At 70.6% G+C, this 16,392-nt stretch carries 22 protein-coding genes and 1 pseudogene; 13 read left to right on the top strand and 10 right to left on the bottom strand.

What is annotated here, in order from left to right:
* Nucleotides 1–144: pseudogene (locus ABZ646_RS21295) on the top strand (PadR family transcriptional regulator); the annotation flags it as partial.
* Between the two features lie 24 nt (nucleotides 145–168).
* Here the strand turns inward: ABZ646_RS21295 and ABZ646_RS21290 are convergent.
* On the bottom strand, nucleotides 169–1,134 hold the full coding sequence (locus ABZ646_RS21290; RefSeq protein WP_360520974.1) for a zinc-binding dehydrogenase: 966 nt from the start codon (nucleotides 1,132–1,134) through the stop codon (nucleotides 169–171).
* A 260-nt stretch (nucleotides 1,135–1,394) separates the two neighbouring features.
* Complete coding sequence (locus tag ABZ646_RS21285; protein WP_360520971.1) at nucleotides 1,395–2,618, bottom strand: NADP-dependent malic enzyme; 1,224 nt, start codon at nucleotides 2,616–2,618, stop codon at nucleotides 1,395–1,397.
* 584 nt (nucleotides 2,619–3,202) lie between these two features.
* Between ABZ646_RS21285 and ABZ646_RS21280 the strand changes: the two genes are divergently transcribed.
* From ABZ646_RS21280 to ABZ646_RS21270, 3 genes are read left to right on the top strand one after another with little or no spacing between them, the layout of a single operon-like run.
* Nucleotides 3,203–4,168, top strand: a complete 966-nt coding sequence (locus tag ABZ646_RS21280) for an ABC transporter substrate-binding protein (RefSeq protein ID WP_360520968.1) — start codon at nucleotides 3,203–3,205, stop codon at nucleotides 4,166–4,168.
* Between the two features lie 51 nt (nucleotides 4,169–4,219).
* Nucleotides 4,220–5,149: an amino acid ABC transporter permease gene (locus tag ABZ646_RS21275; protein WP_360520965.1), complete on the top strand. Its 930-nt coding sequence runs from the start codon at nucleotides 4,220–4,222 to the stop codon at nucleotides 5,147–5,149.
* Nucleotides 5,146–5,946, top strand: coding sequence for an amino acid ABC transporter ATP-binding protein (locus ABZ646_RS21270; RefSeq protein WP_360520962.1), 801 nt, complete (start codon nucleotides 5,146–5,148; stop codon nucleotides 5,944–5,946). The genes ABZ646_RS21275 and ABZ646_RS21270 overlap by 4 nt, the downstream gene beginning before the upstream one ends.
* Nucleotides 5,947–6,007: 61 nt before the next feature.
* Here ABZ646_RS21270 and ABZ646_RS21265 read toward each other — a convergent pair whose 3' ends face one another.
* The gene (locus ABZ646_RS21265) at nucleotides 6,008–6,790 is read right to left on the bottom strand and encodes a class I SAM-dependent methyltransferase (RefSeq protein ID WP_360520959.1); all 783 of its coding nucleotides are present in this window, start codon (nucleotides 6,788–6,790) and stop codon (nucleotides 6,008–6,010) included.
* A 100-nt stretch (nucleotides 6,791–6,890) separates the two neighbouring features.
* Here ABZ646_RS21265 and ABZ646_RS21260 point away from each other — a divergent pair, with 100 nt between their 5' ends.
* Nucleotides 6,891–7,541, top strand: coding sequence for a CGNR zinc finger domain-containing protein (locus ABZ646_RS21260; RefSeq protein ID WP_360520956.1), 651 nt, complete (start codon nucleotides 6,891–6,893; stop codon nucleotides 7,539–7,541).
* Here ABZ646_RS21260 and sodX read toward each other — a convergent pair.
* The gene (sodX, locus tag ABZ646_RS21255; protein ID WP_360520977.1) at nucleotides 7,424–7,879 is read right to left on the bottom strand and encodes a nickel-type superoxide dismutase maturation protease; all 456 of its coding nucleotides are present in this window, start codon (nucleotides 7,877–7,879) and stop codon (nucleotides 7,424–7,426) included. The two genes, ABZ646_RS21260 and sodX, sit on opposite strands and share 118 nt — an antisense overlap.
* Nucleotides 7,880–8,024: 145 nt before the next feature.
* On the opposite strand from sodX, the gene sodN reads away from it, so the two are divergent.
* A complete protein-coding gene (gene sodN / locus ABZ646_RS21250) occupies nucleotides 8,025–8,420 on the top strand; it encodes a superoxide dismutase, Ni (protein ID WP_020136639.1) in 396 nt (131 codons plus the stop codon).
* Nucleotides 8,421–8,491: 71 nt separating this feature from the next.
* On the opposite strand, the gene ABZ646_RS21245 is transcribed toward sodN, so the two are convergent.
* The 4 genes from ABZ646_RS21245 to ABZ646_RS21230 all read right to left on the bottom strand — a co-directional run bounded on the left by ABZ646_RS21245 (nucleotide 8,492) and on the right by ABZ646_RS21230 (nucleotide 11,411).
* Nucleotides 8,492–8,977: a GNAT family N-acetyltransferase gene (locus ABZ646_RS21245; RefSeq protein ID WP_360520953.1), complete on the bottom strand. Its 486-nt coding sequence runs from the start codon at nucleotides 8,975–8,977 to the stop codon at nucleotides 8,492–8,494.
* Nucleotides 8,978–9,074: 97 nt separating this feature from the next.
* Nucleotides 9,075–9,977 (bottom strand): polyphosphate kinase 2, encoded by a 903-nt coding sequence (gene ppk2, locus ABZ646_RS21240; protein WP_360520950.1) that lies wholly within the window; start codon nucleotides 9,975–9,977, stop codon nucleotides 9,075–9,077.
* Between the two features lie 34 nt (nucleotides 9,978–10,011).
* Nucleotides 10,012–10,242 (bottom strand): hypothetical protein, encoded by a 231-nt coding sequence (locus ABZ646_RS21235; RefSeq protein ID WP_360520947.1) that lies wholly within the window; start codon nucleotides 10,240–10,242, stop codon nucleotides 10,012–10,014.
* A 14-nt stretch (nucleotides 10,243–10,256) separates the two neighbouring features.
* Nucleotides 10,257–11,411, bottom strand: a complete 1,155-nt coding sequence (locus ABZ646_RS21230; protein WP_360520944.1) for an inorganic phosphate transporter — start codon at nucleotides 11,409–11,411, stop codon at nucleotides 10,257–10,259.
* A 144-nt stretch (nucleotides 11,412–11,555) separates the two neighbouring features.
* On the opposite strand from ABZ646_RS21230, the gene ABZ646_RS21225 reads away from it, so the two are divergent.
* The 6 genes from ABZ646_RS21225 (at nucleotide 11,556) to ABZ646_RS21200 (ending at nucleotide 15,518) form a co-directional block, all read left to right on the top strand.
* Nucleotides 11,556–11,954 (top strand): helix-turn-helix transcriptional regulator, encoded by a 399-nt coding sequence (locus ABZ646_RS21225; RefSeq protein ID WP_360520940.1) that lies wholly within the window; start codon nucleotides 11,556–11,558, stop codon nucleotides 11,952–11,954.
* A 128-nt stretch (nucleotides 11,955–12,082) separates the two neighbouring features.
* Entirely contained in the window at nucleotides 12,083–12,451 is a 369-nt protein-coding gene (locus tag ABZ646_RS21220) for a hypothetical protein (RefSeq protein ID WP_360520938.1), read from the top strand.
* Between the two features lies 1 nt (nucleotide 12,452).
* Complete coding sequence (locus tag ABZ646_RS21215; RefSeq protein ID WP_360520935.1) at nucleotides 12,453–13,787, top strand: tetratricopeptide repeat protein; 1,335 nt, start codon at nucleotides 12,453–12,455, stop codon at nucleotides 13,785–13,787.
* Nucleotides 13,765–14,262 carry a Clp protease N-terminal domain-containing protein gene (locus ABZ646_RS21210; protein WP_360520932.1) on the top strand — a complete coding sequence of 166 codons (498 nt, stop codon included), beginning with the start codon at nucleotides 13,765–13,767 and terminating at the stop codon, nucleotides 14,260–14,262. The genes ABZ646_RS21215 and ABZ646_RS21210 overlap by 23 nt, the downstream gene beginning before the upstream one ends.
* 37 nt (nucleotides 14,263–14,299) lie before the next feature.
* Nucleotides 14,300–14,716 (top strand): VOC family protein, encoded by a 417-nt coding sequence (locus ABZ646_RS21205; RefSeq protein ID WP_360520929.1) that lies wholly within the window; start codon nucleotides 14,300–14,302, stop codon nucleotides 14,714–14,716.
* 19 nt (nucleotides 14,717–14,735) lie between these two features.
* The gene (locus tag ABZ646_RS21200) at nucleotides 14,736–15,518 is read left to right on the top strand and encodes a VOC family protein (RefSeq protein WP_360520926.1); all 783 of its coding nucleotides are present in this window, start codon (nucleotides 14,736–14,738) and stop codon (nucleotides 15,516–15,518) included.
* Here ABZ646_RS21200 and ABZ646_RS21195 read toward each other — a convergent pair.
* Together ABZ646_RS21195 and ABZ646_RS21190 are read right to left on the bottom strand one after the other, a co-directional pair.
* A complete protein-coding gene (locus tag ABZ646_RS21195; RefSeq protein ID WP_360520923.1) occupies nucleotides 15,484–15,816 on the bottom strand; it encodes a DUF952 domain-containing protein in 333 nt (110 codons plus the stop codon). The two genes, ABZ646_RS21200 and ABZ646_RS21195, sit on opposite strands and share 35 nt — an antisense overlap.
* Before the next feature lie 24 nt (nucleotides 15,817–15,840).
* A complete protein-coding gene (locus tag ABZ646_RS21190) occupies nucleotides 15,841–16,116 on the bottom strand; it encodes a hypothetical protein (protein ID WP_360520920.1) in 276 nt (91 codons plus the stop codon).
* A gap of 96 nt (nucleotides 16,117–16,212) precedes the next feature.
* Between ABZ646_RS21190 and ABZ646_RS21185 the strand changes: the two genes are divergently transcribed.
* The coding region (locus tag ABZ646_RS21185; protein WP_360520917.1) for a hypothetical protein at nucleotides 16,213–16,392 on the top strand (180 nt) is incomplete at its 3' end.

Genomic DNA, 16,392 nt, shown 5'->3' with positions numbered 1-16,392 from the left:
CGGCTCCTGGACCGCTTCCGCGACGACATCCGGGACGCGGCCCGCGACCACGGCGTCACCCCCGACCAGCTGCGCGACGCCCGCGGCCAGCTGTCGACGGCGGCGGCACGCATCGGGGCACTGCTGCGCACCCCGAAGCGCTGACGGAGGAGCCGGTGCGGCCGCCGGTCACTGGCTGGTGAGGACGATCTTCCCGAACACGTCACCGGAGTCGAGCCGTTCGAAGCCCTCGCGGGCACGGTCGAGCGGCAGGAGTTCGTCGATGACGGGGCGCACCCCGGTGGCGGCGCAGAAGGCGAGCAGGTCCTCCAGTTCGTCCTTGGTCCCCATGGTCGAGCCGACGACCTTCAGTTCGAGGAAGAAGATCCGGGTCAGCTCGGCGTGCGAGGGGCGGTCGCCGCTGGTGGCGCCGGAGATGACGAGGGTGCCGCCGGGCCGCAGCGACTTCACCGAATGGGACCAGGTGGCGGCGCCGACGGTCTCGATGACGGCGTCCACCCGCTGCGGCAGCCGGGCGCCCGGCTCCACCGCCTCGACGGCGCCGAGCTCCAGGGCCCGCTTCCGCTTGGCCTCGTCGCGGCTGGTGGCGAAGACCCGCAGCCCGGCGGCTCGGCCGAGGACGATGGCGGCCGTGGCGACACCGCCGCCGGCACCCTGCACCAGCACGGAGTCGCCGGGCCGTACGCCGGCGTTGGTGAAGAGCATCCGGTACGCCGTCAGCCAGGCGGTCGGCAGACACGCGGCCTCCGCGAAGGACAGCTCCCTGGGCTTGGGCAGGACGTTCCAGGTGGGCACGGCGACCTGTTCGGCGAAGGTGCCCTGGTAGCGCTCGGTGAGGATGGACCGGGGCTCGTTCGGGCCGACCCCGTGGCCGCTCTGCCCGATCACGGAGTGCAGGACGACCTCGTTGCCGTCCTGGTCGACGCCGGCGGCGTCACAACCGAGGATCATCGGCAGCCGGTCCTCCGGGAGACCGACGCCGCGCAGGGACCAGAGGTCGTGGTGGTTGAGGGAGGCGGCCCGTACATCGACGGTACTCCAGCCGGGCCGGGCGGTCGGGGCGGGACGGTCACCCAACTCAAGGCCGGAGAGCGGCTGGTCGCGGTCGATTCGGGCGGCGTAGACGGCGAACATAGGGCCGACGATAGGTTCCCGGCGCCGGACGCGAAACCGGGGACCGTTGTGACACATCCCCTCTTGCGCAGAGCGCCCCTACGGGGCGCTGGGGGTACCCCCGGCCGAAGGCTGGGGGAGGAACTGCGCGAGCACCCCCCACTGACCGCGGCTCAGACGACGGCCGTCACCCCCCATCGCGGGGGCCCGGGGGCGGCAGCCCCCGACATGGCCCCGCCCCCTGAAACGCAGGAAGAGGAACGGGGCCATTCGGCGCAACGTCAGCGGCGCGCAACCCCTTCGGCCCGCGCAGCAGCCGCCACCGCCGCGGTCACCGCAGGGGCGACGCGCTCGTCGAAGGGAGACGGGATGACGTAGTCGGCGGCCAGATCATCGCCGACCACCGCGGCCAGCGCCTCCGCCGCCGCGATCTTCATGCCCTCGGTGATCCGGGAGGCCCGCACCTGGAGGGCGCCGGCGAAGATCCCGGGGAACGCCAGCACGTTGTTGATCTGGTTCGGGAAGTCCGACCGTCCGGTGGCCACGACCGCCGCGTACTTGTGGGCGACATCGGGGTGCACCTCGGGGTTCGGATTGGCCATGGCGAAGACGAAGGAGCCCTCCGCCATGGAAGCGACGGCCTCCTCGGGGACCGTACCGCCGGAGACGCCGATGAAGACGTCCGCGCCGGCCAGCGCGTCCTCCAGGGTGCCCTTGAGCCCGGCCTTGTTGGTGAACCCGGCGACCTGACGCTTGACGTCGGTGAGGTCGTCGCGGTCGGCCGAGATGATGCCCTTGCGGTCGGCGAGGGCGACGTCGCCGATACCGGCCTCGACCAGCATCTTGGCGATGGCGACCCCGGCCGCGCCGGCGCCCGAGATCACCGCCCGCAGCTGCCCGATCTCCCGTCGGCTGAGCCGGGCCGCGTTCCGCAGCGCCGCCAGCGTGACCACGGCCGTACCGTGCTGGTCGTCGTGGAAGACCGGGATGTCCAGACGCTCCTGGAGCCTGCGCTCGATCTCGAAGCACCGCGGTGCCGAGATGTCCTCCAGGTTGACCCCGCCGAAGGAGGGGGCCAGCCGGACGACGGTCTCCACGATCTCGTCGACACCCGTGCAGTCGAGGGCGATCGGGACCGCGTCCACGCCGCCGAACTGCTTGAAGAGGATCGCCTTGCCCTCCATCACGGGAAGGGAGGCCTCGGGACCGATGTCCCCGAGGCCGAGCACGGCCGTGCCGTCGGTGACGACGGCGACGACGGACGACTTCCAGGTGTAGTCGTTGACCAGCTCGGGCTGTTCAGCGATCGCGGTGCACACGCGCGCGACTCCGGGCGTGTACGCGAGGGAAAGGTCGTCCTTGTCACGGAGCGGCACGGTGGCCTGCACAGCCATCTTGCCGCCGCGGTGCAGCGCGAACGCCGGATCGAAGGAATCGAGGGGCTCGGCCCCGCCGTCCTGGTCCGTCGTGCTGTCGCTGCGAGGATTGACGATCTCCGCTGCCACTTGTCTTACCCCTTAGGTATGCATGGTTTGAGGGTCGGCCACTCCCGGTGAGGGGGTGGGCGGGCACCGCGCAGGGCCCGATGACTGATACGTACGAGGTGGCACGTACGAGCATCTGCGCGACGGGCGCGCCGCACACGCGCCCTGAGCCCCGGATGAGGGGTGTAATGACCCTTCTTACCGGACGGGCGGCACCCGCGACGAGTCGAATAGGTGCAAGGTCACATCACGGATGTCGTAGGTAGTCGACAGATGAGCGGCCGGACGGCCGCGAAATGGCGTCCGGCCGTGGCGTGAGATGAACCGGAGATGAACCGAAGATCTTCCGGTCGGAGCGTCGAAATCCCGCAGATGCGCGAGGGCGAGGGGCCGCAGAGGTGCAGCCTGACGCGGTTCGGGGTTCACCCGTTATCCGATTTTGACATCGTCGCACACCTGTATGGAGCAATCCCAATGGCAGGATGCCGTAAACCCACGAGGTCGCGACACCCGAAGGTGTGTGTTTCCGTCGACCCATCGGCATATCGACATATCAGACACATCGGTATATCGGCTTGTTCAATCCACCGCCGGAGGAACCCACCATGACCGCAAGCTCCACCCGTCGTACCACCGTCGCGCGCTCCAGGATCGCAGCGTTCGGTGCGATCGCGGTCGCAGGCACCCTGCTGCTCACCGGCTGCGGCGACCACACGGACAAGAGCAGCGACAACGGCTCGTCCACCTCGGCGGGCTCCTCCGCGCCGCTGGCGAGCAAGCTGCCCGCGGACATCCGCAAGGCCGGTGTGATCAAGGTGGGCTCCGACATCGCCTACCCGCCGGTCGAGTACATGGAGAGCGGCAAGGCCGTCGGTGTCGACCCGGACATCGCGGACGCGCTCGGCAAGCAGCTGGGCGTGCGGTTCGAGTTTCAGAACGGCAAGTTCGACCAGCTCATCGTGGGTCTCCAGGCCAAGCGCTTCAACGTGATCATGTCCGCGATGAACGACACCAAGGACCGCCAGAACGGCATCGACTCCGACAACGGCAAGAAGGTCGGCAACGGCGTCGACTTCGTCGACTACTTCACCGCCGGTACCTCGATCCTGGTCCAGAAGGGCAACCCGAAGGGCATCAAGTCCCTCGACGACCTGTGCGGCAAGGTCGTGGCCCTGCAGAAGGGCACCACGTCCGAGGGCATCGCCAAGGCGCAGAGCACGAAGTGCACGAAGGACGGCAAGAAGGCCATCGACCTGCAGACCTTCGACACCGACCCCGAGGCGCTGCTCCGCCTGAAGCAGGGCGCCTCCGTCGCCGACCTGAACGACTTCCCGGTCGCCGCCTACAACGCCAAGACCTCCGGCGGCGGCAAGGACTTCGAGGTCGTCGGCGACCAGATCGAGGCCGGCCCGTACGGCATCGCGGTCAGCAAGGAGAGCACCCAGCTGCGCGACGCGCTGCAGGCCGCGGTGAACGCCGTCATCAAGAACGGCGACTACCAGAAGATCCTCGCCAAGTGGAACGTCACCCAGGGCGCGGTCACCGAGGGCAAGGTCAACGGCGGCTCCTGAACGGCCTCGGGCACGACTGAGGGCCGACAAGGTCTATGAAGGGCTGTCACTGTGACTGACACGGTCGACAAGACTCCGGCGCCCTCGGTGCCGCCGGAGCAGATCAAGGCGATCCCGGTACGCCACTACGGCCGCTGGGTGGCCGCCGCGGTGGTCATCGCCGTCCTGGTGCTGATCGGCGTCGCGTTCTCCAACGCGAACATCAACTACGGCATCATCCCGGACTACCTCACCGACGGGACGATCCTGTCGGGCGCCTGGCACACCCTGTACATCTCGGTGCTCGCCATGGTGCTCGGCCTGGTCCTGGGCGTGATCCTGGCGATCATGCGGATGTCGTCGAACCCGGTCACCAGCACGGTGGCCTGGTTCTACGTCTGGTTCTTCCGGGGCACACCGGTCCTGGTCCAGCTGCTGCTCTGGTACAACATCGCACTCGTGTTCCCCATCCTGAACCTGGGGTTCTACAAGGACGAGATGAACCAGGTGATGACGCCGTTCCTGGCGGCGCTGCTCGGTCTCGGCCTGAACGAGGCCGCGTACATGTCGGAGATCGTCCGGGCCGGCATCCAGTCCGTCGACGAGGGCCAGACGGAGGCCTCGCACGCCCTGGGCATGACCCGCGGGCAGACGCTGCGCCGGGTGATCCTGCCGCAGGCCATGCGGGTGATCGTGCCGCCGACCGGCAACGAGTTCATCAACATGCTGAAGACCTCGTCGCTGGCGTACGTGGTCCAGTTCAACGAGCTGATCAAACGGGCCACGGACATCTCCAGCACCTCGCTGGCGGTGGTCGAGATGTACTTCGTGGCGTCCATCTGGTACCTGATGCTGACCACGATCTTCAGCATCGTGCAGTACTACATCGAGCGCCGTTACGCCCGCGGCTCCTCGCGCAGTCTCCCGCCGACCCCGTTGCAGCGCCTGCGGAAGAACCTGTCCCAGTGGGCTTCGCTGCGTCGCCCGGAGGTGGCCCGATGAGCGGTCTCGCCAAGGACATCACCCCGCCGAGCAGCGGCGCCCCGATGGTCAAGGCGGAGGGGGTGCACAAGTCGTTCGGGCTCGCGCACATCCTCAAGGGCATCGACCTGGAGGTGCTGCCGCGTGAGGTGTTCTGCCTGATCGGCCCGTCCGGTTCCGGCAAGAGCACGTTCCTCAGGTGCATCAACCACCTCGAGAAGATCAGCGCCGGCCGGCTGTACGTCGACGGCCAGCTGGTCGGCTACCGGCAGCACGGCGACAAGCTCTACGAGCTGAAGGAGAAGGAGGTCGCGGCGCAGCGGCGGGAGATCGGCATGGTCTTCCAGCGCTTCAACCTCTTCCCGCACATGACGGCCCTGGAGAACGTCATGGAGGCGCCGGTCCAGGTCAAGGGCGAGTCCAAGGCCGTGGCCCGGGAACGCGCGCAGCGCCTGCTGGACCGGGTGGGCCTCGGCGACCGCACCGGGCACTACCCGGCGCAGCTCTCCGGCGGCCAGCAGCAGCGGGTCGCGATCGCCCGCGCGCTCGCCATGCAGCCGAAGCTGATGCTGTTCGACGAGCCGACCTCGGCGCTCGACCCGGAGCTGGTCGGCGAGGTCCTGGACGTGATGCGGGACCTGGCCGAGGACGGCATGACGATGATCGTCGTCACCCATGAGATGGGCTTCGCCCGCGAGGTGGGCGACAGCCTGGTCTTCATGGACGACGGCGTGGTGGTCGAGTCGGGCCACCCGCGCGACGTCCTGACCAACCCCCAGCACGACCGGACGAAGTCGTTCCTGTCGAAGGTGCTGTAGCGGTACGACGCCGAAGGGGCGGTACGGGATCCCGTACCGCCCCTTCGTTTCGCCGCCGCCGTTACTTGAGGGCCAGCAGCAGCGTGTCCGAGGGCGAGCACCACACCGGCCTGGCCTCCCCGAACCCCTTCTCGCGCAGCACGCGCGCGTGCCACTGCGCCGAGGGCATGTCGCCGTCCGCGTGCTCGCCGTAGATCTCGAACCGCCGCGCGGTCGGCCCGGCCAGCACGGGGTCCTGCGCCGCCAGTTGCCACCACTCGGCCCAGTCCGGCGCCCCCGCCGCCCTGGCCTGTTCCATGCGCAGGTGCCGCTGCGCCCGTTCCGCCGCGTTGATCCGGGGCGTGCTCTGGTCGATCATGTGGTCCGCGTTCATGAAGACACCGCCGTCGCGGACGAGTCCCGCGACCTGACCGTAGAGGGCCGCGAGGGGTTCGCTGTGCAGCCAGTGCAGGGCGGTGGCGGTCAGCACGGCGTCGTACGAGTCGTACGGCAGCCGCGTGACCCACTGCGGGTCCTTGAGGTCGGCGGTGACGAACGTGACCCGCTCGTCGCCCGCGAAGGTGCCCTCGGCGATGGCGAGCAGGGCCGGGTCGAGGTCGACCCCGGTGCTCACCGCGCCGGGGAGGCGGGCCAGCAGCCGGGCGGTGATGCTGCCGGTGCCGCAGGCCAGGTCGAGGACGCGGGGAGCCGTACCGACGAGCGCCTCCACCATGTCGAGCATGATCCGGAACCGTTCCTCGCGGTCCGGCATGTACCACTCCTGCTGCCGGTCCCAGCTCTCCTGCCAGGCCCCCCAGTCGGCCCCGGCCGTCGTGACGTCGTTGCTGTCGCTGATGTCGGTCATGGCAACCCTCCACCGTCCACGTCCCGTAATACCCTGGAAGCACGACCGGCCATTACCCGACCGCACCACCGACCATAGAGCGCCCTCGTAAGGACTACAAGTGGAACTGGCCTATTACTCGGATTACGCCGTCCGGCTCGTCAACAGTGAGGAACCGGGCCGGGGCAAGGACGCCCTGACCTCGGTCGAGGCCGTCCGCGACCTCTTCGGCGGCAACCGGCAGGCCGCCCGGCGCGCCACCGACGCCGATCTCACCCGCTTCCGCTCGGTGCGGGCCCGGCTGCGCGCGGTCTTCGAGGCGGCCGACAAGGGCGAGGAGACCCTCGCGGTCGACCTGCTGAACTCACTCCTGCTGGAGTTCCCGGTCAGCCCGCAGATCTCCGGGCACGACCACCGGGACGTGGACGGCCGCCCGCTGTGGCACATGCACCTGGCCGACCACCCCTCCAACGCCACCGCCGGCTACGCGGCGATCGCGGCGATGGGCCTGGCCTTCCACCTCACCGAGTACGGCGTCGACCGCCTCGGTCTGTGCGAGGCGGCGCCGTGCCGCAACGCCTACCTGGACACGTCCACCAACCGATCCCGGCGCTACTGCTCGGACCGCTGCGCGACGCGCGCCAACGTGGCCGCCTACCGGGCCCGCAAACGCCAGGAGGCGGAACGGCCCGAACGGCCCGAACGGTCCGACGACAGCACCGGCCTCGCGGCCGAGAGCGCCCAGCGCACCACCGCCAGCGGGGAGCGCTGACCGGGCCGCGGCGGCCGCCAGCGGAACAGGGCCCGGCCGAGGATCAGCTCCTCCGGCACGGTCCCGTAGTCCGTGCTGTCCCCGCCCGCGTACGCGTTGTCCCCCAGCACCCACCAGCCGCCCTCGCGCGGCTCCACGGCCCGCTTGACGACCAGCAGGTCCTGCTGGAAGGGGTGGCGCAGGACGACGACGTCACCGGCCCGCACCCTGGCCCCGTACCGCACCAGGAGCTGATCCCCCTGGTACAGCGTGGGGACCATCGACGGGCCGGTCACCTCGGCCAGCCCGAAGAGCGCGGTACCCCTCCCCCGCTCGGTCTCCTGCGACAGCTCCGGCATCCCCGGCACCTCCCCGGTCCGTTCCTCCACCAGTCTCAGTCTGACCCTGGACTTTTGTCCTAAGCCCATGGGGGCACTCGCGAAATCACGCTTCCCAGGGAGTAATGTCCCACCTGAGAAGACGATCACGAGGAAGGAATGCTCCATGCTTTCCCGCCTGTTTGCCCCCAAGGTCAAGGTCAGCGCGCACTGCGACCTGCCCTGCGGCGTGTACGACCCGGCCCAGGCCCGCATCGAGGCGGAGTCGGTGAAGGCCGTGCAGGAGAAGATGGCCGCCAACGACGACCCGCACTTCCAGGCGCGCGCCACCGTCATCAAGGAACAGCGTGCCGAGCTCGCCAAGCACCACGTCTCGGTGCTGTGGAGCGACTACTTCAAGCCCCCGCACTTCGAGAAGTACCCCGAGCTGCACCAGCTCGTGAACGACACCCTGAAGGCCCTCTCCGCGGCCAAGGCCTCCACGGACCCGGCCACCGGCCAGAAGGCCCTGGACTACATCGCCCAGATCGACAAGATCTTCTGGGAGACCAAGAAGGCCTGATTCCCGGTCGCGTCTGAGCGCACCCGGGCCGCAGGACGTCGGACACGGCGTTCGTCGCGGTCCGGGTGCGGTCATTTCCGCGCGGTGGCCGCCAGGTCGCCGAGGCGGTCGCCGGTCAGGCGGCAGATGCGCCACTCGTCCAGGAAGTCCGCGCCGAGCGACTTGTAGAAGCCGATCGCCGGTTCGTTCCAGTCCAGCACCCACCACTCGAAGCGCTCGTACCCACTGCGCAGGCAGAGGTCGGCGAGGGCGGCGAGCAGTGCCCTGCCGTGGCCGTCGCCGCGCGCCTGCGGCCGGACGTACAGGTCCTCCAGGTGCATGCCGCGGGTGCCGGTCCAGGTGGAGAAGCGCGGGAACCACAGGGCGTAGCCCACCGCCTCGCCCGTGCCGTCGTCCTCGGCGATCAGCGCGTAGGCCGCGGGGCGGGGGCCGAACAGCGCCTCGCGGAGCTGCTCAGCGGTGGCGCGGGCCTGCTCGACGGCCCGTTCGTACGCGGCGAGTTCCCGGATCATGGCGAGGATCCCGGTGATGTCGTCCTCGGTGGCGGCTCGGATCATGCAGCCGATCCTCGGTGGCCGTACCGGGTCCTGTCCATCGCGTTCCGGCATGCGAAAAGGCCGGCCGGACGTCCGGCCGGCCTGCGCGTCGACGAGGTCAGGGGCTGTCGTGGTCGTCCTCGCCGGCTTCCAGGAGGCCGGCCGCCGCGCCCACTATCCGGGGGTCGGGGCTGCCGACGACCTCCTCGTCCTTGTCGGCGTAGTCGAAGCGGGCCAGCACGCTGCGCATGGCCTCGACACGGGCCCGCTTCTTGTCGTTGCTCTTGACCACGGTCCAGGGCGCGTACTCCGTGTCCGTCTCACGGAACATCGCGACCTTGGCGGCCGTGTAGTCGTCCCAGCGGTCCAGCGAGGCCAGGTCCATCGAACTGAGCTTCCACTGCCGTACCGGGTCGACCTGGCGGATGGTGAAGCGGGTCCGCTGCTCGCTCTGCGAGACCGAGAACCAGAACTTCACCAGGTCCACCCCGTCGTCCACCAGCATCCGCTCGAACAGTGGCGCCTGGCGCATGAAGCGCCGGTACTGGTCGTCGGAGCAGAAGCCCATGACCCGCTCGACACCGGCCCGGTTGTACCAGGAGCGGTCGAACATCACGATCTCGCCGGCGGTGGGGAGGTGTTCGACGTAGCGCTGGAAGTACCACTGGCCGCTCTCGCGTTCCGTGGGCTTCTCCAGGGCCACCACGCGCGCGCCACGGGGGTTCAGGTGCTCCGTGAAACGCTTGATGGTGCCGCCCTTGCCGGCCGCGTCCCGGCCCTCGAAGACGATGACGATCCGGCGCCCCGTCTCCTTGATCCAGCTCTGCAGCTTCAGCAGCTCGATCTGCTGCAGCCGCTTGTGCCACTCGTACTCCTTGCGCTCCATGCGCTGCGCGTACGGGTAGTTCTCCCGCCAGGTGTCGATCGGGGATCCGTCCGGGCGGATCAGTACGGGGTCGTCCGGGTCGCTGTAGTCGACCTTCAGGTCGGCCAGGTCGGACAGCAGGTCCGGCGTCGTCATCCAGTCCTCCTCAGCAGTTCGTGGACGATGGGGGTCAGTGGAACTGCGGCACGATCAGGTAGATGCCGTACGCCACCACCGCCGCGCAGGCGAGGAAGCACAGCCCTGCCTGGGCGACGCCCGCGGTGCTGGTGCCGCCCTGTTCCCTGGCCCCCTCGTAGCGGGCGAGGCCGAGGACACCGAGGGCGAAGACAACCACTACCGCGAATGTAACTCCGATGCTCACCGCGGTGACCTGGCCGAGTGAGGTCCAGTCGATACTCATGGGAACTCCCTGACTCAGGCGGCGGTGCCGACCTTGGACGGCGGCGCGGTACGGAGGACGACCTCGTGTCCGTCGTTGACGTTCTTCGCATCGATCGGGTTGCGGCGCGACAGCATGACGATGCCCGTCGCGAGCGCCGCGCCGACCAGCGCCACCACGACCGTGCCGAAGTTTCCGCCGTGCTTGACCGCGAACGCGGAGATGCCGCCGACCAGCGCGGCGCAGGGCAGCGTGATCACCCAGGCGGCCACCATACGGCCCGCGACGCCCCAGCGGACCTCTGCCAGCCGCCGGCCGAGGCCCGCGCCGAGGATGGAGCCGGAGGCGACCTGGGTGGTGGACAGGGCGAAGCCCATGTGGGCGGAGGTCAGGATGACGGCCGTGGAGGCGGTCTCCGCCGCGAAGCCCTGCGGGGACTGGATCTCGGTCAGGCCCTTGCCCATGGTGCGGATGATCCGCCAGCCGCCGATGTAGGTGCCCAGGCCGATGGCGAGACCGGCGGTGGTGATCACCCAGACCGGCGGACCCGCGCCGTCCGGCAGCGCGCCGACGGAGATCAGGGTCAGCGTGATGATGCCCATGGTCTTCTGGGCGTCGTTGGTGCCGTGCGCGAGCGAGACCAGTGAGGCCGAACCGATCTGCCCGAGCCTGAAGCCCTTGGTCACGGAGGCCGCGCGGCCGCGGGCGGTGAGCTTGTAGGCGCAGTACGTCGCGATCAGCGCGGCGACACCGGCCACGACGGGGGAGGCGAAGGCGGGGATGATGATCTTCTCGACCACCTTGTCGAAGTTCACGGCTCCGGTGCCGGCGCCGACCGCCACCGCCCCGATCAGCCCGCCGAACAGGGCGTGCGAGGAACTGGACGGCAGCCCCAGCAGCCAGGTCAGCAGATTCCACAGAATCGCGCCCACGAGTCCCGCGAAGACCATGGCGGGAGTCACCTTGGCGTCGTTCACGATGCCTCCGGAGATCGTCTTCGCGACCTCCGTGGACAGGAACGCTCCGACCAGGTTGAGGGCACCGCTGATCAGCACCGCGGTCTTCGGCTTGAGCGCGCCGGTCGCGATGGAGGTGGCCATCGCGTTCGCCGTGTCGTGGAACCCGTTGGTGAAGTCGAACGCAAGAGCCGTGACGATCACGACCGCTACGAGGAACGTGATGTGGTCCATTTCTACATGCAAACAAGCGCGGGTCAATTGCGCGAGAACTGGAGGGAAACGATCGTCCAAGAACAAACTTGGTCCATGTGGATGATGTGCGTGCCATGCTGAGGCGTTGGCGGCGACGGCTTCGAACGACCCGAGGCGGGTGTGATGACCCTGGAAGACCTGCGGCGGCTGCGCCGGGCGCGCGACCGCATGGACCGCGAGTTCGCCGAGCCGCTCGACATGACCGAACTGGCCCGCACCGCCGTCATGTCGCCCGGCCACTTCCAGCGCAGCTTCCGCAAAGCCTTCGGGGAGACGCCGTACAGCTACCTCATGACCCGCCGGGTCGAGCGGGCCAAGGCGCTGCTGCGCCGCGGCGACCTGACCGTGACGGAGGTGTGCATGGCCGTCGGCTGTACGTCCCTCGGGTCCTTCAGCTCGCGGTTCACCGAACTGGTCGGGGAGACGCCGAGCGCGTACCGGGCGCGGGACCACGAGGAGAGCACGGTGATCCCGTCCTGCGTGGCCCGTACGTTCACCCGCCCGCGCCGCCGGCCTTACTGATCGCGGGCCGTCCACAAAACCTGTCCCGGGTCGTCCACAGGGCCGATCACTGCCCGCTCCCCCGCCGTACACTGGCGGTCACCATCAACTCTGTTGCCCGACAAGGTCGTAGAGCACCCGGGGGAACCGTGGCAACCGCACTGATCTCCGTCCTGAGTCCCGATCCGGTCCCGGACGCCGAGTCCCTGACCGACTGGCTCAGAGGCGAGCCGGCGCTGGCCGGCCGGGTCCGGCTGACCGGGGGCGCCCCGGCCGAGGGGCACATGGGCGTCCCCCTGGACACCGTGTCCGTGCTGCTGGGCGCGGGCGGCCCGCTCACCGTGCTCGCCTCCTGCCTGCGGGCCTGGATCGGCCAGCCGCGCCGCAGCGACGTGAAGCTGAGCATCAGGCGCGAGGGCGGCCCCGCGATCGAGATCGACGCCAGGCGCGTCGACAGCGAGGAACTGACGGAGCTGCTGCGGCAGGCCTTGGACGGCCACCAGGATCCGCGGGCATGACATGCGGCTCCCCGACCGCCGGCGCTCCCGGATCGTCCTGATCGGCGCGAGCCGTTACTCCGACGCGGCCCTGCCCGGTCTGCCGTCCGTCGCCAGGACCGTCACCGACCTTCGCGACCTGTTCACCGACCCCGACCGGGGGCTCGTCCCCGACAGCCACTGCACGGTGCTGCTCGACGAGGGCGACCTGCGCACGGTCGGCGACCGGCTGCGCTCGGCCGTCGCCGGGGCCGAGGACCTGCTGCTGGTCTTCTACGCCGGTCACGGCCTGGTCGCAGGCCGCCGCCACACCCTGTACCTGGCGCTCCCCGACAGCCGCTGGGCGGCCCCCGAGTTCAACTCCCTGGAGTACGACAAGCTCCGCGACGCCGTCCTCGACTCCCCCGCCGCCGCCAAGGTCGTCGTCCTCGACTGCTGCTTCTCCGGCCGGGCCGTCGGCGACTCGCTCGCCGGCAGCGGCGAGGCCGGGCGGATCGGGGGGCTTGAGGTGGCCGGCACCTACGTCCTCACCTCCGCCCAGCGCGACCAGGTCGCCCTCGCCCTCCCCGACGAGGAACACACGGCATTCTCCGGAAGATTGATACGACTGCTCCGCGAGGGGATCCCCGGCGGACCCGAGCTACTCACGGTCGACGACCTCTACCGCCGGCTGCGGGCCGTCATGGCCGCCGAGGGCCTGCCCACCCCGCTCAACCGGAGCGCCGGCACCGCGCGCTCCCTCGCCCTCGGCGTGAACCGCGCGTTCGCCGCGACCGCGGGCCCCGAACTGCGCGAACGGCACGCGCGCGCCGTCGAGCAGGGCAAGGCCGGGGACTGGGCCGGGGCGGCCGGGCACCTCCGGAGAACCGTCGAGGAGCAGACCCGGATCCTGGGCGCCGAGCACCTAGACACCCTGCGCGGCCGGCAGTCCCACGCGCACAGCCTGGGCGGCGCGGGCAACCCGGCCGAGGCGGCCGAGCTGCTGCGCGGGCTCCTCACCGACCAGCTGCGCCTGCTCGGCCCGGACCACGAGGACACCCTGCGCACCCGCCAGTTCCTCGCCGTCAACCTCGGTGAGGCGGGGCAGCGCGAGGAGGCGGCGGGGCTGCTCCGGGCACTGCTCGACGACCGGGGGCGGGTCCTCGGCCCGGACCATCCGCACACCCTGCGCACCCGGCATCTGCTGGCCCGCAACCTGTCGTTGAGCGGCGCCCGCGAGGAGGCCCGGGCGCTGCTGCGGGAGGTCGTCTCGGTACGGGAGCGGGTACTGGGGCCGGACCATCCGCACACCCGCAGGGCGCGGACCGACCTGGCGGACCTGGCGGAGGTGGACGGTGGGGTACGAGAGGTTCGGTGAGCGGGCACAGGACGTCGTCGGCACCGCGGCCGACCGGGCACGGCGGCTGCGGCACTGGTACGTGGAACCGGGGCATGTCCTGCTGGCGCTGCTCGACACCGACGAGCCGGAGGCCGTGCGGCTGCTGGGCGGGGCCGCCGAGGACCTGCGCGCCGGAGTGATCGACGCCCTCGGCCGGGGCACCGTGGAACCGGGCGGCCACCTGCCGCTGAGCGGTGGGACCAGCGACCTGTTCGAGCGGGCGTCGCAGGAGGCCGACCGGCTGGGCCATCGGGCCGTGGAGCCCTTCCACCTCCTGCTCGCCCTGCTGTCCGCCGCGGACACGGTGGTCATGGAGGTCCTCGCGGCCCACCGGACCGACCCCCGGCACGTCCCGCGGCCGACTGCCGACGCTCCCGGCACGGGGCACGCACCTCGGCCGGCTCCCGGTGCCCCGGGCCCCGCCCACGACCCCTACGTGTGGGCCATGAGTTGATCCGGCGTCCCGGCCCGGGTGCGCCTAGCCTGACCCCATGGACGTAAAACTCGCGCAGTGTTTCATCGCCGTCGACGACCACGACAAGGCGCTGGCCTTCTACCGTGACGTCCTCGGCCTGGAGGTCCACAACGACGTGGAGTTCGAGGGGATGCGGTGGGTGACCGTCGGATCGCCGCAGCAGCCGGGCGTGGAGATCGTGCTGGAGCCGCCCGGGGCCAACCCCGACGCCTCCCCCGCCGACCGGCAGGCCATGGCCGAACTGCTCGCCAAGGGCATGCTGCGCGGGGTGATCTTCTCCACCAGCGACTGCGACGCGTTGTACGAGCGGGTGCGGGAGTACGGCGGTGACGTGATCCAGGAGCCGACGGACCAGCACTGGGGGGTGCGGGACTGCGCGTTCCGGGACCCGGCGGGCAACCTGCTGCGCTTCACGGAACGCCACGAGAAGTAGGGCCTCTACGATCCCGTCCATGACCATCCGCTGGACGTACGCCTTCGCCGACCGCCCCGCCGAGCGCCTCGCCGCCGCCCAGGCCTTCTGGACGGCGGTCACGGACACCAGGCTGTCCGCGCCGCGCGGCGGTGCCGACGAGTTCACCACCCTGTTGCCGGCCGCCGGCACGGACGCCTGCGTCAAGGTCCAGCAGGTGGCCGCCGGCCCCGGCGGCGCCCACCTGGACCTCTGCTCGGAGGACGTGCCGGGTCTGGTGCGCCGGGCCCGGGACCTCGGCGCCGAGCCGGTCGCCGAGCACGAGGGGTGGGCCGTCCTGCGGTCGCCCGCCGGGCAGTTGTGGTGCGCGGTGCCCTGGCACGGCGAGTCGGTACGGCCACCGGTGGTGGCGGGGAGCCGGCTCGACCAGGTCAGCCTCGACATCCCGCCGTCCGCGTACGAGACCGAGGCGGCGTTCTGGGCGGAGCTGACCGGCTGGGAGTCGCTGACCGGCTCACTGCCGGAGTTCCGGGTGCTCAGGCCGCCGGCCGGGCTGCCGTTGCGGATCCTGCTCCAGCGGCTGGGCGGCGAACAGCCCGCCACCGCCCACCTCGACCTGGCCTGTGCGGACATGGCCGCGACCCGGGCCCGGCACGAGGAACTCGGTGCGGTGCACGTGGCCGACGGGCGGCACTGGACGGTGCTGCGGGATCCGGCGGGCGGCGTCTACTGCCTGACCGGCCGGGATCCCGAGACCGGCGGACTGCCGGCCGTCCCGCCCGGGGCCGTCACGGCCAGGGCCGGACATCCACCACGGCCGTGACCGGGATCGGGCCGTACACGTGCGGGAACTCCTCCCCGCCCGGTTCCGCCGACTCCCACCTCACCGGTACACCGACCCGCGCCGGGTCCACGGCCAGTACCACCAGTTCGTCGGGGCCGTCGTAGGAGCCGTACAGGAAGGCCGCTACCCGCGGGAGCTGGTCCTCGGTGGAGCAGTGGATGAAGCCCTCCTCCTGGAGGGTGCGGCCGCGGGTGGAGATCTCGAAGGTGCCGCGCGCGCGGGCCTCCTCCCACAGGGAGCGTTCGGTGATGTGCAGGATGTCGGGCAGTCCGGTCATGCGCTCACGCTACGACGCCGGCTCTCACGATGCGGACTCCGGTGGTGAGGACTTCGGTGGTGACGACTTCGGTGGCGCGGATTCCGGTGGTGCGGAGTGCGGCCGTCGGGACCGGGGCGGCGGGGACTGCGAAGGGGACCGCTCCCGCGCGCGGGGCGAGCTCGCGTACTCGGCGCATTCGGGATTGCGGCAGGCCCCGGGACCCCAGACCGGCACCCACGCGCCCAGCGTCTTGTGCCGCCGCACGACACTCTCCACGGCCTGCCCGCAGACGGGACAGACCTGCTCCCGGCCGTCCATGTGCCCAGCGTAGGCGGGGGCCGGATCCGGCGCTCGGCGGCCCCTCCGACGCTCGGGCGGTCGGGCGGTCGGCGCTCGACCTTCGACGCTCGGCGCTTGACCTTCGGTGGGTCGGCGCTTGACCTTCGACGCTCGGCGCTTGACCTTCGGCGGGTCGGCGCTCGGCCTTCGGCGGTCGATGCCCGGCCTTCGATGCTCGGCGCCCTGGTGCCGTACCTCGCGGTGGTCGTGGGTCTCGCCCTGGTGCTTCTGCTGCTGGTCTTCCGCTCACTGCTC

It is taken from the genome of Streptomyces sp. NPDC007162 (assembly GCF_040634175.1).
Lineage (GTDB): Bacteria > Actinomycetota > Actinomycetes > Streptomycetales > Streptomycetaceae > Streptomyces.
This window is presented reverse-complemented; position numbering and strand designations above follow the sequence as displayed.